The organism is Proteiniclasticum sp., from assembly GCF_003514505.1.
Lineage (GTDB): Bacteria > Bacillota > Clostridia > Clostridiales > Clostridiaceae > Proteiniclasticum.
This window is the reverse complement of sequence record NZ_DOPX01000014.1, coordinates 41,531-62,892: the sequence shown is the minus strand read 5'-3', so window position 1 is coordinate 62,892 and position 21,362 is coordinate 41,531. Positions and strand designations below refer to the sequence as shown.

25 protein-coding genes are annotated in these 21,362 nt (G+C 44.4%); 19 read left to right on the top strand and 6 right to left on the bottom strand.

Going from position 1 to position 21,362, the window contains the following annotated elements; all coding sequences use genetic code 11:
- Window positions 1-113: 113 nt before the first annotated feature.
- Window positions 114-1,382: a hemolysin family protein gene (locus DEF30_RS04180; protein WP_294096801.1), complete on the bottom strand. Its 1,269-nt coding sequence runs from the start codon at window positions 1,380-1,382 to the stop codon at window positions 114-116.
- 156 nt (window positions 1,383-1,538) lie between these two features.
- Between DEF30_RS04180 and DEF30_RS04175 the strand changes: the two genes are divergently transcribed.
- The 3 genes from DEF30_RS04175 (at window position 1,539) to DEF30_RS04165 (ending at window position 3,283) form a co-directional block, all read left to right on the top strand.
- A complete protein-coding gene (locus DEF30_RS04175) occupies window positions 1,539-2,129 on the top strand; it encodes a hypothetical protein (RefSeq protein WP_294096800.1) in 591 nt (196 codons plus the stop codon).
- A gap of 93 nt (window positions 2,130-2,222) precedes the next feature.
- Window positions 2,223-2,435, top strand: coding sequence for a hypothetical protein (locus DEF30_RS04170; protein WP_294096798.1), 213 nt, complete (start codon window positions 2,223-2,225; stop codon window positions 2,433-2,435).
- Between the two features lie 107 nt (window positions 2,436-2,542).
- A complete protein-coding gene (locus tag DEF30_RS04165) occupies window positions 2,543-3,283 on the top strand; it encodes a hypothetical protein (protein ID WP_294096796.1) in 741 nt (246 codons plus the stop codon).
- Window positions 3,284-3,464: 181 nt separating this feature from the next.
- Here the strand turns inward: DEF30_RS04165 and DEF30_RS04160 are convergent, their stop codons facing one another.
- Window positions 3,465-4,457, bottom strand: coding sequence for a Gfo/Idh/MocA family oxidoreductase (locus DEF30_RS04160; RefSeq protein WP_294096795.1), 993 nt, complete (start codon window positions 4,455-4,457; stop codon window positions 3,465-3,467).
- A 110-nt stretch (window positions 4,458-4,567) separates the two neighbouring features.
- Between DEF30_RS04160 and DEF30_RS04155 the strand changes: the two genes are divergently transcribed.
- Window positions 4,568-4,942: a hypothetical protein gene (locus tag DEF30_RS04155; RefSeq protein WP_294096792.1), complete on the top strand. Its 375-nt coding sequence runs from the start codon at window positions 4,568-4,570 to the stop codon at window positions 4,940-4,942.
- On the opposite strand, the gene DEF30_RS04150 is transcribed toward DEF30_RS04155, so the two are convergent.
- Genes DEF30_RS04150 through DEF30_RS04135 form a run of 4 tightly spaced genes read right to left on the bottom strand, consistent with a single transcriptional unit; the run spans window position 4,939 to window position 7,071 of the window.
- Entirely contained in the window at window positions 4,939-5,373 is a 435-nt protein-coding gene (locus DEF30_RS04150) for a DUF188 domain-containing protein (RefSeq protein WP_294096790.1), read from the bottom strand. The genes DEF30_RS04155 and DEF30_RS04150 overlap by 4 nt on opposite strands.
- A gap of 58 nt (window positions 5,374-5,431) precedes the next feature.
- Complete coding sequence (locus tag DEF30_RS04145; protein WP_294096788.1) at window positions 5,432-5,773, bottom strand: DUF4234 domain-containing protein; 342 nt, start codon at window positions 5,771-5,773, stop codon at window positions 5,432-5,434.
- Window position 5,774: 1 nt separating this feature from the next.
- On the bottom strand, window positions 5,775-6,206 hold the full coding sequence (locus tag DEF30_RS04140) for a DUF2752 domain-containing protein (RefSeq protein ID WP_294096786.1): 432 nt from the start codon (window positions 6,204-6,206) through the stop codon (window positions 5,775-5,777).
- Complete coding sequence (locus DEF30_RS04135; RefSeq protein ID WP_366409352.1) at window positions 6,190-7,071, bottom strand: 2-hydroxy-3-oxopropionate reductase; 882 nt, start codon at window positions 7,069-7,071, stop codon at window positions 6,190-6,192. The genes DEF30_RS04140 and DEF30_RS04135 overlap by 17 nt, the downstream gene beginning before the upstream one ends.
- A 174-nt stretch (window positions 7,072-7,245) precedes the next feature.
- Between DEF30_RS04135 and DEF30_RS04130 the strand changes: the two genes are divergently transcribed.
- The 15 genes from DEF30_RS04130 to DEF30_RS04060 all read left to right on the top strand — a co-directional run bounded on the left by DEF30_RS04130 (window position 7,246) and on the right by DEF30_RS04060 (window position 21,294).
- Window positions 7,246-7,734, top strand: a complete 489-nt coding sequence (locus DEF30_RS04130; protein WP_074912323.1) for a DUF4358 domain-containing protein — start codon at window positions 7,246-7,248, stop codon at window positions 7,732-7,734.
- A gap of 74 nt (window positions 7,735-7,808) precedes the next feature.
- Window positions 7,809-9,203 carry an MBOAT family O-acyltransferase gene (locus DEF30_RS04125; protein ID WP_294096781.1) on the top strand — a complete coding sequence of 465 codons (1,395 nt, stop codon included), beginning with the start codon at window positions 7,809-7,811 and terminating at the stop codon, window positions 9,201-9,203.
- A gap of 9 nt (window positions 9,204-9,212) precedes the next feature.
- Window positions 9,213-10,331 (top strand): DHHW family protein, encoded by a 1,119-nt coding sequence (locus DEF30_RS04120; protein ID WP_294096780.1) that lies wholly within the window; start codon window positions 9,213-9,215, stop codon window positions 10,329-10,331.
- 178 nt (window positions 10,332-10,509) lie between these two features.
- Window positions 10,510-10,959, top strand: a complete 450-nt coding sequence (locus tag DEF30_RS04115) for a MarR family transcriptional regulator (RefSeq protein WP_294096778.1) — start codon at window positions 10,510-10,512, stop codon at window positions 10,957-10,959.
- 62 nt (window positions 10,960-11,021) lie between these two features.
- Window positions 11,022-11,939 carry a VOC family protein gene (locus DEF30_RS04110; protein WP_294096776.1) on the top strand — a complete coding sequence of 306 codons (918 nt, stop codon included), beginning with the start codon at window positions 11,022-11,024 and terminating at the stop codon, window positions 11,937-11,939.
- A complete protein-coding gene (locus DEF30_RS04105; RefSeq protein ID WP_294096774.1) occupies window positions 11,936-12,544 on the top strand; it encodes a flavin reductase family protein in 609 nt (202 codons plus the stop codon). Before DEF30_RS04110 ends, DEF30_RS04105 begins: the two co-directional genes overlap by 4 nt.
- 50 nt (window positions 12,545-12,594) lie before the next feature.
- Window positions 12,595-13,584, top strand: coding sequence for a ring-cleaving dioxygenase (locus DEF30_RS04100; RefSeq protein ID WP_294096772.1), 990 nt, complete (start codon window positions 12,595-12,597; stop codon window positions 13,582-13,584).
- Window positions 13,585-13,720: 136 nt separating this feature from the next.
- Entirely contained in the window at window positions 13,721-14,677 is a 957-nt protein-coding gene (locus DEF30_RS04095) for a DUF697 domain-containing protein (protein ID WP_294096770.1), read from the top strand.
- 222 nt (window positions 14,678-14,899) lie between these two features.
- Window positions 14,900-15,655, top strand: coding sequence for a DeoR/GlpR family DNA-binding transcription regulator (locus tag DEF30_RS04090; RefSeq protein ID WP_294096768.1), 756 nt, complete (start codon window positions 14,900-14,902; stop codon window positions 15,653-15,655).
- 17 nt (window positions 15,656-15,672) lie between these two features.
- Window positions 15,673-16,614, top strand: a complete 942-nt coding sequence (gene pfkB, locus DEF30_RS04085) for a 1-phosphofructokinase (RefSeq protein WP_294096766.1) — start codon at window positions 15,673-15,675, stop codon at window positions 16,612-16,614.
- Entirely contained in the window at window positions 16,611-17,057 is a 447-nt protein-coding gene (locus tag DEF30_RS04080) for a PTS sugar transporter subunit IIA (RefSeq protein ID WP_294096764.1), read from the top strand. Before pfkB ends, DEF30_RS04080 begins: the two co-directional genes overlap by 4 nt.
- Before the next feature lie 36 nt (window positions 17,058-17,093).
- Entirely contained in the window at window positions 17,094-18,449 is a 1,356-nt protein-coding gene (locus DEF30_RS04075; protein WP_294096762.1) for a fructose-specific PTS transporter subunit EIIC, read from the top strand.
- A gap of 422 nt (window positions 18,450-18,871) precedes the next feature.
- Complete coding sequence (locus DEF30_RS04070) at window positions 18,872-19,012, top strand: hypothetical protein (RefSeq protein WP_155953258.1); 141 nt, start codon at window positions 18,872-18,874, stop codon at window positions 19,010-19,012.
- Between the two features lie 143 nt (window positions 19,013-19,155).
- Window positions 19,156-20,373 (top strand): AI-2E family transporter, encoded by a 1,218-nt coding sequence (locus tag DEF30_RS04065; protein ID WP_074912311.1) that lies wholly within the window; start codon window positions 19,156-19,158, stop codon window positions 20,371-20,373.
- A gap of 84 nt (window positions 20,374-20,457) precedes the next feature.
- Window positions 20,458-21,294 (top strand): PRD domain-containing protein, encoded by an 837-nt coding sequence (locus tag DEF30_RS04060; RefSeq protein WP_074912310.1) that lies wholly within the window; start codon window positions 20,458-20,460, stop codon window positions 21,292-21,294.
- Window positions 21,295-21,362 lie beyond the last annotated feature (68 nt).

The window sequence follows — 21,362 nt, the reverse complement described above, 5'->3', positions numbered from 1 at the left end:
CGAATATAACCTGTACGTATAAGTTTGTCAATACGTTTACATCAAAAAGTTAGAAAGTTCAAAAAAGCTTTACAGCTCAAATGAAAAGGAAGCCGGTGAGGCTTCCTCTTATACTAGAATTCAGTTTGTTTGGGCTTTAGGATCATACGGATTTTTTTGATTCTGTTTTTGTCCACTTCATCCACCACAAAGCGGATTCCATCTGTTTCAATGACTTCTCCACTGGCGGGGAAAGTACCGAGGATTCCGATGAGATAACCTCCGATGGAGTCAAACTCTTCTGATTCAATATCGGTACCGATGAGATCGTTGAGTTCATCCAGCCGGTAAGATCCGGATACCATATATTCATTCTTCCGGATGGTTTCGATGTCTGTTTCTTTATCGTCATCGTACTCATCATCAATCTCACCGACAATCTCCTCCAGAAGATCTTCGATGGTGACGATGCCTACCGTACCGCCATACTCATCCAGAATGATGGAGATATGTGTGCGGGTCTTTTTCAGTTCTTTGAACAGATCTGTGATTCTTTTGAACTCATAGGCAAAGTAAGGTTCTCTGATGTAGTCCTCCAGTTTGAAGCCTCGTTTCTCTACCTCGGTGAGGAACAGAAGATCCTTCACGTTAAGAATACCGATGATGTCATCGATGTCCTCCCGGTAAACCGGAAATCTTGAAAATTGCTCATCCTTCACAATCTCCAGAACTTCTTCGTAGGTAGCATCCACATCCAGAGCAGTGATGTCCACTCGCTGAACCATGATGTCCCGGACCTGCAGATCTCCAAAATCAAAGATATTATGAAGCATTTCCTTTTCTTCCTGTTCAAAAACCCCTTCTTCGCTGCCCACATCCACCATGGTTTTCAGCTCTTCTTCTGTGACCAGAGGATGACTCTGGCTGATATCTCCACCAAAGAGTCTGATGATCCAGGAGGAGATGCTGTAAAAAATAATAACAAAAGGGGTAAGAAGGGTCATGAGGATGCCCACTGGTTTAGAGAACATCATAGATACTTTTTCTGCATGTTGTGTAGCAAATGATTTTGGTGTGATCTCACCGAATATGATGATGACAATGGTCAAAATTGAGGTGGCAATACCGGTAGCGCTAATGCCGTACAAATCAATGGCAACAAGGGTTGCCAGAGAGGAGGCAAAAATATTCACGATATTGTTACCGATGAGCAGTGCGCTGATGAGCTTGGATGGATTTTCAATCAGTCTCAGCGCTCTTTTTGCACTTTTACTTCCTTCTTCTGCCATATGTCTTAACTTCAGACGGTTTGCTGCGGTAAAAGCAGTTTCAGCAGAGGAGAAGAATCCAGATAAAATCACAAGAATCACCAATAAAATAATCTGCCACGAACTCGGGTCCAAAAAAATCAACTCCTAATTTTTTAAAATTTGATATACTAGTTCTTAATAACACATTATAGCAAAAACCGATGAAAAATAAAAATGGTCTTTGTACTGCAGTCATCAGGAACTGTACGTGTTCACAATCATTCAAGATTTATAAAGGGGGAAGAGCTCTTGATTTATATTGTCATGGGGCCTTCAGGTTCAGGAAAAACACTGGTGGGGGAGTATCTGAGGGAAAAAGGCATGAAAGAACTGGTTTCGCATACTACAAGACTTCCCCGTCCTGGTGAAGTCCAGGGCGTTTCTTACCATTTTGTGGATGAAGTAACTTTTCAGCAGACCAAGAAGGTAGAAGCAAGTGCCTATGCGGGGAACTGGTATGGGGTATCTGAGAAGGAAGTGGAAGATAAAACAAAGCTGGGAGACGTGTTTGCAGTGATTGAGATCCATGGAGCACTTGCTTTCAAGAAGATGTACGGCGAAAAGGTGAAAATCTTCTACATCGCCAGCGGTCCAAGGGATCTTCGAAGAAGAATGGCCCATAGGGGAGATACCAAGGAGAGCATCCGGAAGCGGATGGTGATTTACAGAAAGAATGGTGAAGCCTGTCAGGATCGACACGCTGATGCAGTGCTGGTGAACAAAAGCTCAAAAAGGCAGCTTTTCTGTCAGGTGGAGTACCATCTTGCAGCCACAAAGAACCGAAAAAAACCAAGGACGGACCGGACCCTCTATCCGTGCAGACAAAAGCTGTTCTCATAATGTTTATGGGGCGTTTTGTGAATGTTTAACCTTCGTTAACAAAAAAGCAGAAAAATTTTGCTAAGATGGGAACAAGAAACGGAGGTGAGCCCCTTGGGATGGGTTGCATATATATCAGGAATACTGCTTAGCTCGGTAGAAGCTTCCTCTCAGGTGGTCATGGCTTCTGAGGAACTGAAGCAAGCTTCTTTCAGCGCTCAGGAAGTGTATGTTCAGGCTTTACTTGCCGCACTTAGCACATTCCTTGTCCTGGTGGTCCTCTGGATGATTATCTTCAGACCAAAATTCAAAAGTTCACAAGAGTAGTTTAAAGACAAGTTAATAAATCCGCTGTAGAATAGAACCTGAGCAATCAGGTTTTTTTAATTTGCTCTAATAGGATCCAGTGGTAAAGTAAGGTACAGGTGAAGATAGTGGAAGACCGTCTGAAGTTTCATGGCAATGAGCGGGTGAAAAGAATACAGGAAGTACGAAAGAGGAATCGCCGCAAACGAAGATTGTGGGTGGGGCTTCTCGTAATGGCATTTTTGGTTGCGGCAATTTTTGTTATGGACCAGAAGGGCCTATTTGAGCTCTTCTTTGATCATCGGGTTCAGTACGAGGGGAGCAGCGAGTATGTGGAAGTTCTCAGTGAAGACGGAGCAGTCTCAAGAAAAGGCCTCGTCGCTCTTTCTCAAACAATGATCAATCATCCCTATTCCTTGGGACAGGAGTCGCTGAACCTCGGGAAACCAGAAGGACCCTTAGGCTCCGCTGCATTTGTGGACTGGGTATATTATAACCTCAGCGGAAAAGCACTCAGTGCGGGCAGCAGCAGTGCAGGTCCTCTGGCAACAAAAATCTGGGAGAACTCCACTTCCATTATGGAGAACGAGCTTCAGCCTGGAGATTTAGGATTTACCATCATTCCTGAGGGCAGCAAAGTGAATAATATCGGCATCTATCTTGGGGAAATTGACGGGGATAAAGTCTTTATCCATGCAGGAGGAGTTCAATATAAAGCAGAAGGACTTCCGGAAGGGAGAGTTGTGATCTCATTTAATAACGTTCTGAAGAGGAACAATCAAGATCTCAACGGAGATAAATTTTCTCCATCCGCGCCCTCCACTCAATTTGTTTATTATAGAAGACCCAATGTGACCTTTATAGAATAAGAAAAGAGGTGGAATAGAATGTACAAAAAAAGAGATCTTATGGCAAAGATCATTGCGGCTGTAATCCTTCTGGGTATGCTGGGCTCTGTCTTTGCAGCTATTCTCGTATAAGAGTGTCATCAGAAAAATCCCTATGAGAAAATGAGAACTTCATTTTCTGATAGGGATTTTTTTGTTTGGATCAGATCAGATCCCTGGGATACACAAGGCCGATCTGATTTCTTGCTTCATCCATGATTTCATGGACGGTCAGTGCCAAGGTCTTGTTGTTCACTGAGGAGAACGACGCCCCCCTTCGGATGGTTTCTGAAAACTCCAGTGCCTCATAGGCCATATCCTCTTCGTAGGTTTCAGGCCGGAAGACTTCTTTTTCGCCGGACCGTCTGATGAGGGTCAGTTCTGTGGGGCTTCCAATACGGTCGATGAGGATACTGCCTTTTTCCCCTTGGATTTCGGAAGGCAGGTAAGAATGACTGATCTTGGAGTGCAGAATCACTGCTTCCATATCTTTATAGGACAGTAAAATGGAACCGGAGCCATCCACCCCTCCATCTGGAAGGAGTGTGGCCTGGGCACAGATCTTCTCAGGTCTTCCAAAAAGGTCCACTGCAATGTAGAGAGGATAGATGCCAATATCCAGAAGGGAACCATTGGAAAACTCTTTCTGAAAGGTATTCACAAATTCACCAGCTTTATGTCTGTCATATCTTGAGGAGTACTGGCAGTAGTTGCCGATGTATTTCCGAACCTGACCAATCTCTTGCAGCAGCTCTTTCAGGAGCACATAGGCTGGCATGGTCAGCGATTTCATGGCTTCCATGAAGACCAGGTGATTTTTTTCTGCAAGGTCCAGGACTTCCTGCAGTTCTTTCTTGTTGGATGCGGCGGCCTTTTCCACCAGCACATGTTTGCCATGCAAAAGAAAGATCTTTGCCTGTGGGCCGTGCATGGCATTGGGGCTTGCAATATAAGCAGCATCAATGAGCGGAGAGGAGGCCATCTCCTCTAAAGAGGTAAAGACCGGGACCTTCAGACCTATAGAATCAAGAAACTTCCGGGCTTTTTCTTCATCTCTGGAGTAGAGGGCGGATAGCTCCATAACCCCGCTTTTGTGTGCGCCTTTGATGAAGGCTTCGGTGATAAAACCTGTGCCAACTGTACCAAAACGTATCATAGAACTCAGTCCTTTCAATATAAGATTGACAATAAACTAAACAAAGGGTTCAAAGGTCATTCATGAGGCATTCAGATTTCCATGCTAAAATGATAGGAGAGGTGAGAATATTGAGTACAGTCGTAAAAATCAACTATCTTCTGGAGATACCGATGAATGATCTGTTCAAAGAAGGATACTTCAGCTTTTTGAAAGACAATCACATCCATGAGGAAGAGATCAAACCCTATCAGATGGAACGCTATCTGATGTATGCTACGGAAGATGTGCTGAATAACCTGCGGGAAGCCTACAAGGACTTTAAAGGGAAGTTCAGTGTGGATATCCGAAATGATAAAATCACCGGGATTTTCTTTGACAAAGCCCATGTGAATCAGGAAGAGGACGAGCCGTTAAGAAGAGCTCTTTTTGACCGGTTCAGCGAGCTTTTGGGTCATGATGATCTTCGGGTGGACATCAACCTCAGCTGCAATTTAGGCAATTAGTTTTCTTGCAGGAGCTTGAACAGAGCGGATTTGAAGAGTTCATCATCTTCAGCCGTTCTTTTTTTGTGCTTTGTGTAAATCTTTTTGGTCTGCCTCATTTTCTGGTTCACATGCCTGGCATCCAGAAGCCTCATGATATTGTGGTCCGTGATGAGAAGTCCGTTCTGAGTCAGGATTTTACATTTTTTCGATAAAGCAAGAGCCGCAAGGCCATAGTCCTGGGTAATCAGTACATCCTCATGTTTCAGATGGTTAGCGATGTAGAAATCTGCGGCATCCCTTGAGATGTCCACGGTGACAATCTCTGCATACTCGCTTTGCAGCTCATGGGCGTAATTTTTCACAACAGTAACAGGGATATTCAATTTTTGTGCCAGACGAATGGTTTCATTTACCACTGGACATCCATCCGCATCAATAAAGATTCGCATAATGTTCTCCTTTATATAGACTGAGAAAAAGCGCGGAGAATTCCTCCACGCTTCTCAATTAGTAGCTGCTGCCGGCTCCAGTACCCCTGTCCAGAAGGTCATTGTAAGCCACCTGCATCAAGGCTAGTGAAACAAGACTCAGCTGGAATACTGCCAAAAGCAGGTAGATGATGCCCTCATTTCTTCCCCCAGCTTTTTCAATCCGCTGTCCCATTCGGTAGTTCCAGATGAGAAAGTAGATTCCGCAGGTGAGAATACTGAGCAGGAGAACAGAAAGTCCGTCTTCCTCATCCCCATTCATCCGCTGTACATCGTTGTTCAGAGAAACGGTCCAGATGATGGAATAGATTCCGCAGGTAAGAATACTGAAAATAATAGCAGTGACGACATTTCTTTTCAAATTAAAACACCTTCCCCAATAAATTTATTATTCGTCCCCACAAGGAGTGCCTATGATAGAGCATGGGTTCTGTATGTGGGAAATAAACAATCATACGGTATATGTATACAAGAACAAAAAGGAAAAAAAGTCCAACCATCAGTTTCTTTTTCTGGTATAGAAAGGCATAGAAGAGAACGGGTACCAGAAAAAACAAAGGATGATACAAAAATGCACTGCTTAGATCCCCATGCAGCAGTGCAAGGTAAGACCTGGTCATCCCGCAGGTAGGACATGGAACCCCGGTGGTGTTATAGATGAGACAGATGCTTCCGGTCCCATAGGATTCTGAAAGAAAGCTCATTCCGGTGAAGAATCCAAGAAGCAGCAGAAACATCACTGCATGTTTCTTGGAGCCCAATGTTTGCGTCCAGGAATCAGGAATTCTTCTCATGATGCTTATTCTCAAAATAGGTAAAGAGAGCGCTGTGGTCCAGGTCGCCAAAACCTTCCTTGCTTAGGGTCTCATACATAGAAGAGGCAAGATCTGTAATGGGCATATGAAGCTCCAGTTTCTCACCAGTAATCTGTGCGTTTTTCAGGTCCTTGATGTGAAGATCAATCTTAAAGCCAGGCTTATAGTCTTTCTTTAGAATCTTCGGAGATTTAGTTTCAAGAACAGCAGAACCAGCTGATCCTCCCCGGATGGCATCCAGTACTTTTGTAAGGTCTGTACCGGACTCTTTGCAAAGCATCAGCGCTTCTGAAAGGATGGCAATATTTCCTGCCACAATCATATTGTTTGTGAGCTTTGTGGTATTTCCGCTGCCAAGAGGTCCCACCAGGACATAGGAGCTGCCCATGGCCTTAAACAGCGGCAGGGCTCTTTGAAAGACGCTTTCTTCACCGCCTGCCATGATGGCCAAGGTTCCGGCAATGGCGCCAAGATCGCCTCCAGATACTGGTGCATCCAGCATATCAATTCCTTTTTCTTTCAGGGTATTGCCTACTTCTTTGGAAACCTCCGGAAGGATAGAGCTCATATCGATATAAAGAAGTCCTTTTTTTGCGTAGTTCACGACCCCATCTTCGCCGATCATGACAGATTTGACATCTGGAGAGTCTGGAAGCATTGTAATGAGGGCGTCCACGCCTACGGCCGCATCTCCATGGGATAAAGCCTCTTCTGCACCCAACGCCACAAGTTCCTTTACGGTTGCTTTAGAACGGTTGTAGACCTTGAGGCTGTGACCTGCCTTCATGAGATTTATCGCCATGGGTTTACCCATGATACCAAGCCCAATAAAACCAACTTTCACTGTTACACACTCCTTTGTCTTTTTTACTATGAAAATAGTATAACATAGCCTATGGAATATTTTCAGGAAAGAATTTTGTCACTTTGATGTTACGGCATTGTAACCCATGGATGGAAGAGGACACCGTATAATACATCTTGTATCTAGAAGAATAAATAAATATTGGAGGATCTTATGAAAAAGAGATTACTGGGACTGGTTTTAGCCAGTATAATGGTACTTGGGCTGACAGCCTGCGGAGAAAAAACAGAAGAAACACCTGGAAACGAAGAAGTGAATGTGAAGGTGGAGGAAATCACCCAGAAGGTCACAGAAAAATTGGAGTATGGCTCTATGATCAAGCTGGACGCTGAAACCCTTCAGCAGTTTTATGGACTGGACGCATCCATTCTGGAAGAATATGATGCCAACGTGCCAATGATGAACGTCACGACCCAGGAACACTCCGTGTTCAAAGTGAAAGATGTGAAAGACATGGAGAAAGTCATGGCGGCCATTGAAAAAAGAGCGGGAGATGTTCAGAAGAGCTTTGAGCAGTATCTTCCCGACCAGTATGAGAACGCTAAGAACTATTATGCGGAATCCAACGGCAAGTATGCAATTTTCATCATCCATGAAAACTCAGCGGATGCCAAAGAAATCTTCCAGGATTTCTTCAAATAAAATATAGAGAATGAATGAAGAAAAAAGCTTATATGGGAGTATAGGCTTTTTTTCACAGAAATAAGGAGCTCCTGATGGTTTTTTCCAGTATCACTTTTATTTTTTACTTTCTGCCCATCACCCTACTGCTTTACTACACTGTACCGAAAAGAGCCAGAAATGGGCTGCTGCTTCTGGTCAGTCTCATCTTCTATGGTTTTGGAGAGCCCATCTACATTACCATGATGATTCTGTCCATCCTCATCGACTACACCAATGGACTGATGATTGAGAAGTTCCGTGAAAATAAGGTGCTGACCAGATTTTTTCTTATACTTTCTATAACGCTCAATTTGGGACTTTTGGGCTTTTTTAAGTATGGGGATTTTTTCCTGACCAACATGAATGCTGTGTTCGGATGGGAGATCCCGCTTTTGAGAGTCGCTCTTCCTGTGGGCATCTCTTTCTTTACGTTTCAGACCATGTCTTACAGCATTGATGTGTATCGTGGCAACACGAAAGCTCAGAAGAATCTCATCACCTTTGGCGCTTATGTGTCTATGTTTCCCCAGCTCATCGCAGGTCCCATTGTCATTTATAAGGACGTGGAGAAGCAGCTCATGAACCGAGAGATCACAGAACGTACCCTAAGAGAAGGGATCGAACGGTTTATCTTCGGCCTTGGCAAAAAAGTTCTTCTTGCCAACAGTATCGGCCTGCTATGGGAAGAGGTGAAGTCGATCCCCGTGGGTGATCTGTCCTTTGTCACCGCTTGGCTTGGTGCGGCAGCCTTTATCTTTCAGATCTATTTTGATTTCAGCGGCTATTCCGATATGGCCATCGGGCTTGGAAAGATTTTTGGGTTTGACTTTCTGGAGAATTTCAATTATCCTCTTACGTCTCAGAGTATTACAGAGTTTTGGCGCAGATGGCATATGAGCCTTGGCAGCTGGTTCCGGGAGTACGTCTATATTCCCTTGGGCGGAAACCGCAAAGGGAAGGTGAAGACGCTTAGAAACATCGCCATCGTATGGCTCCTGACAGGATTCTGGCATGGTGCTGCCTGGAATTATCTGTTGTGGGGAGCGATTTTTGCGGTTGTTCTTCTTTTTGAGAAGACATTTCTTCTGGAGGTGCTTTCTAAAGCAAACTCCGCAGTAAGACGCATCTATACCCTGACCATTCTGGGGCTCAGTTTTGCGGTGTTCGCTCTGGAGGACCTTTCGCACCTTTTTGGGTACCTGAAAGCGATGCTTTTCCAGAATGCCTTCAGCGACAGCCTGTTTCCTTTTTATGCGTCCCGATACAGTCTGTTGCTGCTTCTTCTTGTTGTGGCCTCAACTCCATACCCTTACAGAGCCTACAGGAAGCTTAAGATGAAGAAAGGAAGCCAGGTGATTTTTGCAGCACTGGAAGGGGTTCTATTTATTCTTTGTCTGGCTTACATCGTGGATGGAGCATATAATCCGTTCCTCTATTTCAGATTTTAGGAGATTGCTATGATAAAAAACAAAAGAATATATCTCATCATCCTGTTGGGTCTTCTGTTTGTGCCCCTCATCGGCAATATTCTGCTTCCACGTCGGATTTTCTCGGATCTTGAAAACAGATATCTGGCGTCCACGGTGAAGATCGACAAAGATCTTCTGAAATCCGGCGTTCTGGCAGAGCGTCTGGAAGCCTTTGTCCAGGATCAGTTTCCGCTGAGGGAGAACTTCATCAATCTGAAGTCGGATCTTGAGGTCCTGCTTCAGAAGAAAGAAAATAATGGCATCTACTATGGGAAAGACGGATACCTTTTTGGCAAGCCAAAAAACTATAAGGAAACCATCTTCAAAAAGAATCTGGATGCTCTGATCGCTTTAAACGATGAAAGCAGTCTGCCCATAGGCATCTTCATTGTTCCTCCCTCCCAGCTGGTGCTGACGGAGAATCTTCCCAAGCATTACACCCCATTGAAGGAGGAAAGATATTACGAAGAGATTATGAAGAACCTTTCGTCCACTGGAGCACCCCATGGCATCGAGGTGCTTTTGCCTCACCGGGAAGAAGGTATATATTTCAGAACAGATCACCACTGGACTCAGCGGGGAGCCTATGAAGGGTACAAAGCGCTCATGGAGAGCATGGATCTTCAGCCTGTAAAGCTTGCGTCCTATGAACCTGTTCTGGTGGAAGGATTCCAAGGAACTTTCTATTCAAAGTTCAGGGGAAACATCGCAGGCAGCGAACCCTTTATCTATTATGAAGCAGAGGGAACTGACCTGAAGGTGTATTATCCGGCTACAGAAGTCCAGGAGGACCGGATCATCTTTGAGGAAAGGCTCAGCACGAGAGACAAGTATGCAGCTTACTTAAACGGAAATGATCCCCTCATTGAAATCAGAAATGAAGATGCGCTCTACGACGAGAAGGTGCTGGTGCTGAAAGACAGCAATGCCAACGCCATGTCGCCATTTCTGGTGGATACCTTCAAGGAAGTCCATTATCTGGATCTTCGCTACTTTAATCTTCCTCTTTCTGATTATCTGGAAGAGAATGGATTTGACCGGGTACTATGTATTTACGGTATGGACAGCGTGGGAGAAGACGAAAACCTCATGAAACTTGCGAAATAAATAGAATACGCTGCTCAGTGATCATCACTAGTACGTAAGAAGAGCTTGGCCTTTGCTGAGCTCTTTTTGTTGTTCATATTTTCTTATTGTGAAAAAAACGTTTGACAGAATCTATCAAATTGGGTACAATTATCTCGAATAAAAGATAAATGAATTGAAGATAAAAAGGGGGATCCATATGGGCATAGCGACAAGAAAAGAGGAAGAGATATCCATGAAACTCTTTGTGGTACTCACCAGAACCCTGGATGCCATCAAGAAAAGTGTGGAGAAAGACATAAGAAGTTATGGACTGAACACCACGGAGTTCGCAGTACTGGAGTTTATCTACAGCAAAGGAGATCAGCCCATCCAGAAGATAGGAGAAAAAGTTCTTATTTCCAGCAGCAGCATCACTTATGTGGTGGATAAGCTGGAGAAGAAGAATTTCTTAAAGCGAGTGCCTTCACCTGAAGACCGAAGAATTACCTTTGCGTCAATCACAGAGGAAGGAAAGAGGTTTATGGATGATATATTTCCACAGCATCAGGAAACCATTGCAAGAATCATGGGAGGCCTTCCGCTGGAAGAGAAGGAAGTGCTGTTAACCCAATTGAAAAAGCTGGGGTTTCATGCAAAAGAAGTATAAAAAAATTTACCATAATATCTCGAATTAGAGATATACGAGTTTGAATTAATGGAGTGAGCACTATGAAAAAAACAAAAGGAATCCATCACATCACCGCCATCGTTGGGGACCCCAGGGAGAATCTTCATTTTTATGAGACGGTGCTGGGTCTTAGACTGGTGAAGCAGACGGTGAACTTTGATGATCCTGGTACATATCATCTTTATTTTGGAAATGAAACGGCAGATCCCGGTACCATCATCACCTTCTTCCCCTGGCCTGGTGCTAGAAAAGGAAGAAGAGGCGGGGGACAGGTCGGAACCACGGTCTATGCGGTGCCCGAAGGATCCTTATCCTACTGGGAAGAGAGACTGAAAGCATTTGGGATCTCTTCTGACTATACCGAAAGATTTGGCGAACGGTATCTTGGATTTCAGGATGTTCATGGACTCCATCTGGAGTTAACGGAAAAAAAGCTGCCTCAGAGATCACAGGATGCCAGCGTAGGGATTCTCGGGTTTTCAGGTGCTGTGCTTTTATCCGTAGCCCCAGAGAAGACCATGAGAGCCCTTTCAGAAACCATGGGGTATGAGAAAGGTGAAGAAGATGAGATCTATGTGAGGTTCAGAAGTGAAGCGGATCTTGGAAACATCATCGATGTGGACAAGAGAAGTTATGAGCGGGGAGAGTTTTCTGTAGGGACAGTGCATCACATCGCCTTTCGAGCCCAGGACGACGAGGACCATCTTTCCTGGCAAAGTCATGTGGCGGATAAGGGGCATTATGTGACCGAAGTGAAGGACAGAAACTACTTCAACGCCATCTATTTTAGAGAAGGTGGAGGAATCCTATTTGAGATTGCCACAGATACCCCTGGTTTTTCAGTGGATGAACCTCTTTCCTCTCTGGGCGAGACTCTGAAACTGCCAGTACAGTATGAGAAAAGAAGAGAAGAGCTCACGAAACACCTCATACCGCTGAGAGAGAAGGTGACAAAATGATTGAAAAAGACTTGAGCACTCTATCGGAGCGGGAGGTATACAAGCTATTCACAGGCACCATAGTGCCTAGGCCCATTGCTTTTGTGACTTCCCTATCGGAGAAAGGAGTGCTTAACGGAGCACCTTTCAGCTATTTCAGTATTGTATCCACGGTACCGCCTTTGATTTCTCTTTCCATTCAAAGAAAAAACGGAGTTATGAAGGATACGGCCAGAAATATTCTGTGCCAGAAAGAGTTTGTGGTTCATGGTGTGGATAAGACGAATCTCACTGCAGTGAATGGGAGCGCCGCTTCTCTGCCGCCGGAAGAAAGCGAGATCGAGAAAACAGGTCTCAGTATCAAGAAGAGCAGGAAAATTTCCGTGCCAGGAGTTTCGGAGGCCAAGGTCCGGATGGAATGTATACTCTATGACCATCTGGAGATAAAAGAAGATGGAAAAACCACTGCGGATCTTCTTCTTGGTAAAGTGGTTTATGCGCATCTTTCCGAGGAGATCCATGACGAAGGAAGAATCCGAATGGATGCGTATGATCCTGTGGCGAGGCTTGCAGGAGCAAACTACAGCACTTTGGGAGAGACGATCCATTTGGAAAGACCAGAGTAAAGAATAATATGACAATATGTGATTAAAATGATAATTTGGAGGAATGAACAATGAATCAGTTAAAAGGAATACACCACGTCACCGCCATCACCAGCAGCGCAGAAAAAATCTATGAGTTTTTCACCTATACTCTAGGACTTAGGCTGGTGAAAAAAACCGTGAATCAGGATGACATCCAGACCTACCATCTGTTTTTTGCAGACGATAAGGGGAGTGCAGGAACAGATATGACGTTCTTTGATTTCCCAGGGATTTCCAAAGGAACCCACGGAACAAATGAGATCGCGAGGACCTCTTTTAGAGTTCCGACTGACGAGGCTCTGAAGTATTGGGCAAGCAGGTTTAGCAGGCTGAAGGTTTCTCATGAAGGGATCACAGAGTTCTTCGGAAAGAAAGTCCTCTATTTCTCAGATTTTGACGATCAGAAGTATATGCTCATTTCTGATGAGAAGTATGAAGGAGTTCCATCAGGAACACCCTGGGAAAAAGGGCCCATTCCACTGGAGTATGCCATCACAGGACTTGGTCCGATCTTTATCAGAATTCCAGAGTACAGCTATTTCAAGCAGGTTCTGGAGCAGGTCTACATGATGAGAGAGATTGCTGCTGAAGAGGCTTTCCATCTCTTTGAAATGGGTGAAGGTGGAAATGGAGCCAGCGTCATTGTGGAAGAGGATAAAAAATCCGGTTTTGCAAGACAAGGCTATGGTACGGTACACCATGTGGCCTTCCGGGTAGAGGATAAAAAAGAGCTGGAGCAATGGATTGAACGGTATCAGGGATTTGGACTGAGAAACTCCGGATTTGTGGAGAGATTCTATTTTGGTTCCCTCTATGCCAGTGTGGACCGTGGGATCCTCTTTGAGCTTGCCACAGACGGACCTGGGTTCTTGCAGGATGAGCCTTATGAAACCGTAGGAGAAAAGCTGTCGCTTCCACCTTACTTTGAGGGGCAGAGAGAAGCGATTGAGCGTCTTGTAAGGCCGCTGGATACTGTGAGAAGCACCAAAACCTTTGAAAAAGAATATGAGAAGATGTAGTTAATAAGGCTTAAGAAAAGGAGGATGGCACGTTCATCCTTCTTCTTTTTTGGGGATCTTCTTCTTGTTTTTCCATTTATTGTGAAAAAGGCAGAGATTAGATTATACTGAAAGAAAATAGTGAGGATGTGATACATTGGAAGACTTGTGGAGCAGTTTGAAAAAAGGACTGACCTTCCTTTCACTTGCGCTTTTTCTTCTTTTTCTTTTGGTCCTTTTCAATGAAACGGGAGCACTTTACCGGAATGCATACAGCATACACCCTTATATCGGGTACACTGCTTTGGTCCTTGTGATCCTGCTCTTTGGGATCCTTTTGGGCGTTCCACTTTCTCTCTTTCTTTCTTTAAGAAGGAAACCTCAGTTTCCGGAAAGTACTGAAGGGGAAGAATACAGAAGATATCTTCTTCATCTGAAAGAAAGGATGAGAAAAAATCCAGCACTTCTCGAATCCGGGTTTGTCTTTGGAGAGGAAAATCAGATCCTGGAGGATGTCATAAGAGCTCAGGGCATCTTGAGACTGGAGGCTGATAAAAAAATACGGGAAGGGGCATCCTCCGTATTTCTGACCACTGCCATCTCCCAGAATGGGTCTTTGGACGGTCTTTTCATGATGGTGAGCCTCACGAAAATGATTTACCAGGTGGCTAGGATCTACTACCAGAAGCCGACAGCAAGAGAACTTATTTATCTTTACAGCAATGTTTTCGGCACGGTGATGCTGGCAAGATCCATTGAGGATCTAGATCTACTGGATGAGCAGCTGGAGCCTGTCCTTGCAGGGATCCTAGGCGGAAGCCTGGGCAGCCTTCTGCCTGGCACGGTCTATGTGACCAATCTTTTGGTGAATTCTATTACGGAAGGATCCATGAACACTTTTCTTTATCTTCGGGTGGGCGCCATGGCGAAAAAATATTCAGAGAGCCTTGTGAAAGCAGATAAGAAAGAGGTGCGCAGAAGCGCTACCCTGGAAGCGGTGTCTCTCATGGGCAGTATTGTAAGAGAAAATTCAGGGAAAGTTGTCAAAGCCTTCGCGAAGGCAGCCAAGGGAAGCGCAAAAAAGATTTTCCGCGGGAATCGGGAAACAGAATAGACATAGAAGCATCGGAAGACCGGTGCTTTTTCTTTGGAGAAAAGTGAACCTGTGATAGAATGAAAGAAATGAAAGAATTTGCTCGTTTATGCGTGAATGAGGAGAAAATATTTTGGAATTTTCGATGAAAACGTATTGACTAATCATAAACACGCATATAAAATAATCATAACGAGCATAATCAATCACAAATAATAATAAATGAGCAAAGGATGGAAGATTATGTTTGCAGAAGAAAGACAAAGCAAGATTGTGCAGATGGTAGAGAATGGAAGAAGTGTTAAGGTGCTGGAGCTGGCAGAACGTTTTGAGGTATCTGAATCCACCATCAGAAGAGATCTTCAGGAACTGGAAGAGAAGAATCTTCTGAAAAGAACCCATGGAGGAGCCGTAGGTGTTCAGAGAAAAAGCTATGAGCAGAGCTTTCAGGAAAAGAAAGAAGCACACTTTACCGAAAAAGAACGCATTGGAGAATTGGCAGCTTCCCTATTGGAAGATGGGGACAGCGTAATCCTGGATACAGGAACCACAACCCTAGAGATTGCAAAAAGAATCCACCATAAGAAACTCACCGTCATCACCAACGGACTGGATATTGCAGAAGAACTCAGCGGGATAGAAGGCATTGAACTGATTCTGACTGGTGGTGTGTTAAGAGGAAACACCAGAGCCATGGTGGGCACCCTGGCAGAAAATATGCTGAGAGGTTTCAAAGCAGATATGGCATTTATCGGAGCCAATGGAATCACTTTAGAGGAAGGCATCACGACGCCGAACTTTGTAGAGGCCATGACCAAGAAGAGCATGGTTTCATCTGCGACAAGAGTGTATGCAGTGCTGGATGCATCAAAATTTCAGCAGGTGAGTCTGGCTGTCATCGCTCCACTGAAAGAAATCACTGCAGTCATCACAGCAGGAGACCTGGAAGAGGAGCTGGCTGCAATTTATGAAAGTCAAGGGATAGAAATCAGAAGATAAGAAGGAGGCGCCATAAAATGATCATTACCGTAACCTTGAATCCGGCTCTGGACAAGACTCTGGTGCTGAAGAAAGTATCCATGGGAGAGGTCAATCGGGTGGACACCACAAGAAATGACATGGGGGGAAAGGGCATCAATGTTTCAAAGGTTCTGAAGGAGCTGGGGATGATCTCAGCTGCTACAGGTTTTCTTGGGGGCATCCTGGAGGAGGTCTTCAGAAAAGAACTGAAGAGCATTGGCATCACAGATGAGTTTCAGAGCGTCACCGGAAGTACAAGAACGAATATCAAGGTGGTTGACGAAGAGAGAAAAGAATACACAGATTTCAATGAGCCTGGTCCAGAGATTCTTCCTGAAGAGCTCTCTGACTTTTATGAAAGATACCATGCTCTGGTGAAAGAAGGAGACCTGGTGGTGCTCTCTGGTGGAGTCAGCCAGGGTGTACCGAAAGAGATCTATGGAATCCTTACCAAAATGGCCAAAGAAAAAGGAGCACGTGTCCTTGTGGATGCAGAAGGAGAAGCTCTGGTTCAGGCCATTCAGGAAATACCGTTTTTGGTAAAGCCTAATGAGAAAGAACTGGCGGGAATTGTTGGAAAAGAATCATTGAGTGTGGATGAGATGATCCAGGAAGGAAAAAAGCTGGTGCAAAAAGGAATTCAGCTGGTGCTGATATCCAGAGGAGCAGAAGGCAGTATTTTACTTACAGGTGCTCATACATATGTGGCAGAGGGCTTGAAGGTTCCTGTGAGAAGTACAGTAGGAGCTGGAGATGCCATGGTGGCGGCACTGACCTTTGGGCTGGAAATGAACATGAGTCCCAAAGAGATGCTGACCTTTGCCCAGGCCAGTGGAGCAGCAGCGGTGATGAAAGAAGGAACCCAGGCTGCGACAAAAGAAGAAATTTATGCACATCTAAAAGAGGCAGAGAGAAAAATAAAGGAGTGGAACAAATGAATACAAAAGAGATGTTTTCGAAAAACCGTGTCACATTTGATCTGAAAGCCAAAGATAAGATGGGAGCCATTGATGAGCTCATCGCCCTTTTGGCAGCTGACGGAAAAGTATCTGATCCTGAAAGGTTCAAAGAAGCTGTGCTAAAGAGAGAAGAAGAGTTCTCCACCGGGATCGGTATGGGCATTGCCATTCCCCATGGGAAAAGTGATGCTGTTCTCGAACCTGCCATGGTTTTCGGTAAGAGCAAAACAGGGGTAGACTATGAGAGCATGGATGACAAACCTGCCCATCTCTTTTTTCTCATTGCAGTTCCAGTGGAGTCCAGTGACCTTCATCTGCGGGCACTCAGTGAAATCTCCAGGAATCTCATGCATTCAGATGTTCGGGAAAAGCTCATGAAGGCTGAAAGTTTTGAGGAGTTTATCTCTGTCTTCGGTTCCTAATTGCACTTATATATATATTTTTGAGGAGGAGAAACGATGAAACTAGTTGCTGTAACATCCTGTCCTACAGGAATTGCCCACACCTATATGGCTGCAGAGGCTCTTCAGATTGCTGCTAAAGAGATGGGGCATGAAATCAAGGTGGAGACCCAGGGTTCTGTAGGAGCAGAAAATGTCATCACAGAAAAAGATCTTAGAGAGGCGGACGCAGTGATTCTGGCCGTGGACACCAATGTGGACAAGGACAGATTTCAAGGAATGCCTATGGTGGAAGCGTCTGTGAAAGATGCGATCAAAGATGCAAAAGGCCTGATAACCAAAGCGCTGGAGGCGAAACCTGCAGCTGCGGACGTGAGAGAGTATCAGTCCAGTGGAGCGGAGAAGAAAAAGACTGGTGTGTACAAACATCTCATGACAGGTGTTTCCTTTATGATTCCCTTTGTTGTGGCTGGAGGACTGCTCATTGCCTTCTCCTTTGCCTTTGGTATTCATGCAGCTGACGAAGAAGAAACCCTTGCCTGGGCACTGATGCAGATTGGTGGATCCGCCTTTGGCCTTATGGTCCCAATTCTTGCCGGATACATTGCATACTCCATAGCCGACAGACCTGGTATTGTTCCTGGTATGGTGGGCGGAATGATTGCCAATACGGTGCAGTCCGGATTCTTGGGAGGTCTCATCGCCGGGTTCATCGCAGGATACACGGTCGTTCTTCTGAAAAAAGCAATACGACTTCCAAAGAGTTTTGAAGGTCTTATGCCTGTACTTATCTTACCTGTTCTCTCCACACTTTTTGTAGGCCTCGTCATGATCTTTATTCTAGGAGGCCCTGTGAAGTCCATCAATGATGGCTTACTCTCCTGGCTCAATGGCATGAGTGGTACCAACAAGATCCTTTTAGGGGGAATCATTGGTGTGATGATGGCTGCGGACATGGGTGGGCCCATCAATAAGGCGGCCTATGCCTTTGGAGCTGCGACCATAGCTCAGGGACAGCCTTCTGAGGTCATGGCGGCTGTTATGGCAGCCGGTATGGTGCCACCACTGGCCATCGCGCTTTCTACGGTCATTGCAAAGAACAAGTATACCCAGGAAGAACGACAGGCCGGTAAAGTGAACTGGGCTTTGGGTGCATCTTTTATTACAGAAGGGGCCATCCCCTTTGCGGCAGCGGACCCCATCCGTGTGATTCCTTCCTTAATGGCAGGGTCAGCCGTTGCAGGTGCACTGTCGATGATATTCAGCGCTACCCTTGCCGTACCTCATGGTGGGATCTTTGTACTTCCAATACCTAATGCTGTCGGGAACCTTCCCATGTATATGGTGGCGATAGCAGCTGGTTCTGTGGTAGGTGGTCTTCTGCTTACAGTACTCAAGAAAAAAGTTTCATAGTTCTATGGAAGGTCTGTTCTCATGATTTGAGAACAGACCTTTTTCATTTGGTTTGAATGTCTAAGAGATAGAAAATACATGGCTTCAAATGTGAACACGCGTGTATAAAACATCTATTTTGTATGTGCTACATGGATTTAAGAGGCCTATTCACTTCGTTGTATTGACGGAATATGATACCTGGATATTAAATTTTTCACAAAACAATGGGAGTGATGCCACAAAAATAAGTATTGCTATAGATGGGGTTTCCTTGGTATAATGTTTTGTCGGTTGAGATAGACTTATAAATATTTCAAGAAACACTATAACATTATGTGATGTACTCTTAACATTTCATGATATCTATAGTATAATGAATTACGGGAAATAGATTTCACTGAAATGGACGAAATCAATAATTATATAAAGGAGAATGCGTGATGAAAAATAAGGATGAAAAGACAAAGATTCTGTTCACTATGCCTGTGGAACTGAAAGAAGAACTGGCTAAGGAAGCAGAAAAAGATTTCAGATCTCTGAACAATTATATTCTTTGGGTACTTCTGAACAGAAATAAGTAAGAAGAGATGAAAGAGCTGAAAAGAAGTGTATCTTCTTTTTGGCTCTTTTTTTTAGCTGTCTGAGTGAATCTTCAGTATCCTTAAGCAAAATCATGGAAAAGTACGGTATAATTTATATATTATGTGTTTGGAGGCCGATCAGAGTGAAAATCGACTGGAACAGAAAATATTCAACCATAGCTGTCTATGCCTTTCTTGTCATCGCATCCTCAATTCTCTTTTTTCTCATTATGTCGGGACTGGATGGATTCCTGAATGCCATAGGCCGTTATATGTCTATTCTTTATCCGTTTATCTATGGGTTTGTCATTGCCTATGTCATCAATTTTCTAGTGGTATTTGCAGATAAATGGCTGAGTAAAACAGCTCTTGGCAAGCCGGAGCTCCGTAGAAGGAAAGAAGTTCTTTCACTGATTCTAGGATACTTTGCAGCCGCTGCTTTTATTGCGCTGTTTCTGGCATTCATTCTGCCACAGCTTGTGGCGAGTATTACAGGTCTTGTCATGGAACTGCCGAAATATATCACGAACATCAGTAATCTCATTGAGGATCTCAATGAGCGATATACCCTGGATCCAAGAGTGGTTACGTTCCTGCAGCAGCGCTGGGATGAGCTGAGCGTATCGCTCAACAATCTTGTGAAAGAGATCCTCCCTGCAACGGTGGGATTCATCAGAAGCACTGCCACTTCCATCTGGAATGTGTTCCTGGGTATTGTGGTATCCCTGTATCTTCTCAGTGATAAAAGAAAGTTCCTAGCCACAGGCAAGAAAGTCCTGTACGGCGTTCTTGCACCAAGACATGCGGAAAAGACCATAAAGCTTCTCACACGAACCCAAACGATTTTCAGTAAGTTTCTTGTGGGCAAAGTCCTGGATTCTCTTATCATCGGAATCATTGCGTTTGTCTGTCTGAGCCTCTTTAAGATGCCTTATACAGAGCTTGTGAGCTTCATCATCGGTGTCACCAATATCATTCCATTTTTTGGACCTTTCATTGGAGCCATTCCATCCTTCATCATCATACTGTTTGTCTCTCCTGTGAAAGCCCTGTGGTTCCTTCTGTTCATTTTCCTTCTGCAGCAGCTGGATGGGAATTACATCGGACCGAAGATTCTGGGAGAGTCCCTTGGCATCTCCTCCTTCTGGATTCTATTCTCTATTCTCGTGGCTGGAAAGTTTTTAGGGGTCATGGGTCTCATTGTGGGTGTGCCCATATTTGTGCTGGTATACTCCATTGTAAAGGAATATGTGGAACTGAAGCTGGAGGCGAAGGGGCTGCCGGTAAATACAGCCCAGTATGGAGAACCGGGAGTTCTGACGGAGGAGAAAAACAGCAAGGATCTGAATAAAGAAGAGTAAGAGATTCGGAAACATTTACATGAATGATTGACAATGGGATTCCCTCTTCTGTAGAATCAGTGTATTGAAAAGGAGGTGAGGTCTATGAAGAGTTATCTGGTCAAAAAGACATTCAACAACAATGCGGTTCTGGTGAGCCTTGGTCAGAACGAGTATATCCTCATTGGGAAGGGTATTGGATTCAACAAGAAAAAAGGGTCCATTCTTTTGGAGTCGAATCTCATCGAGAATGTGTTCATCCAGGTGGATGAGACCAATAAGAATCAGTACGAGCACCTCCTAGAAACCACTGACGAGAAGATTGTAAGGATTGTGGAAGAGATTGTGTCTATGGCTGAGAAGGAGCTTGGAGAAACGCTCCATGTGAACATCCATTTTGGACTCATCGATCACATCAACTTCGCCCTTTCAAGGATCCGGGAAGGCATTGAAATTGTGAATCCTTTTCTTCTGGAGACCAGGATGCTTTATAAAAAGGAGTTTGCCATTGCGGAAAAAGCGGTGGAAATTCTCAAAGAGCAGATGAATATTGAGATTCCTGAAAGTGAGATAGGCTTTATCACGTTCCACATCCATGGGGGACGGATGGGTGGGAAAAAGTCCGATTCTTTGTCTTATGTGAAGGCCATCAGCCAGGTGGTTCCGTACATTGAGGATAAGCTGGGACTCACTTTAGAAGAGAACTCCTTTGACAGTGTCAGACTGGTTTCACATCTCCGGGGCCTCATTGAGCGCTGTGTAAAAAATGAAACCATTGAGAATCTTCTTTTGGACAAAATGAAAAAAGATTTTCCCTTCGAGTATAAAATCTCGGAAAATATAGGCTTGCTTTTGAAGAAAAATATTGGTATAGTAGTTCCTGAAAACGAAATCGGGTATATCGCCCTGCACTTATATAAATTAAATCATAGTAAAAAATAGTTCCGTGTAACTGATTCGATCAGGCATGAGTTGATACAAAGAAAGAAGACCAAAGTCTATTTGGCCTT

Excerpts from the sequence above, each read along its gene's own strand:
- DEF30_RS04160 (WP_294096795.1), bottom strand. The coding sequence starts at position 4,457 with ATGATACGTTTTGGTACAGTTGGCACAGGTTTTATCACCGAAGCCTTC.
- DEF30_RS04150 (WP_294096790.1), bottom strand. The coding sequence starts at position 5,373 with ATGCGAATCTTTATTGATGCGGATGGATGTCCAGTGGTAAATGAAACC.
- DEF30_RS04140 (WP_294096786.1), bottom strand. The coding sequence starts at position 6,206 with ATGAGAAGAATTCCTGATTCCTGGACGCAAACATTGGGCTCCAAGAAA.
- DEF30_RS04130 (WP_074912323.1), top strand. The coding sequence starts at position 7,246 with ATGAAAAAGAGATTACTGGGACTGGTTTTAGCCAGTATAATGGTACTT.
- DEF30_RS04125 (WP_294096781.1), top strand. The coding sequence starts at position 7,809 with ATGGTTTTTTCCAGTATCACTTTTATTTTTTACTTTCTGCCCATCACC.
- DEF30_RS04120 (WP_294096780.1), top strand. The coding sequence starts at position 9,213 with ATGATAAAAAACAAAAGAATATATCTCATCATCCTGTTGGGTCTTCTG.
- DEF30_RS04115 (WP_294096778.1), top strand. The coding sequence starts at position 10,510 with ATGGGCATAGCGACAAGAAAAGAGGAAGAGATATCCATGAAACTCTTT.
- DEF30_RS04110 (WP_294096776.1), top strand. The coding sequence starts at position 11,022 with ATGAAAAAAACAAAAGGAATCCATCACATCACCGCCATCGTTGGGGAC.
- DEF30_RS04105 (WP_294096774.1), top strand. The coding sequence starts at position 11,936 with ATGATTGAAAAAGACTTGAGCACTCTATCGGAGCGGGAGGTATACAAG.
- DEF30_RS04100 (WP_294096772.1), top strand. The coding sequence starts at position 12,595 with ATGAATCAGTTAAAAGGAATACACCACGTCACCGCCATCACCAGCAGC.
- DEF30_RS04090 (WP_294096768.1), top strand. The coding sequence starts at position 14,900 with ATGTTTGCAGAAGAAAGACAAAGCAAGATTGTGCAGATGGTAGAGAAT.
- pfkB (WP_294096766.1), top strand. The coding sequence starts at position 15,673 with ATGATCATTACCGTAACCTTGAATCCGGCTCTGGACAAGACTCTGGTG.
- DEF30_RS04080 (WP_294096764.1), top strand. The coding sequence starts at position 16,611 with ATGAATACAAAAGAGATGTTTTCGAAAAACCGTGTCACATTTGATCTG.
- DEF30_RS04075 (WP_294096762.1), top strand. The coding sequence starts at position 17,094 with ATGAAACTAGTTGCTGTAACATCCTGTCCTACAGGAATTGCCCACACC.
- DEF30_RS04070 (WP_155953258.1), top strand. The coding sequence starts at position 18,872 with ATGAAAAATAAGGATGAAAAGACAAAGATTCTGTTCACTATGCCTGTG.
- DEF30_RS04060 (WP_074912310.1), top strand. The coding sequence starts at position 20,458 with ATGAAGAGTTATCTGGTCAAAAAGACATTCAACAACAATGCGGTTCTG.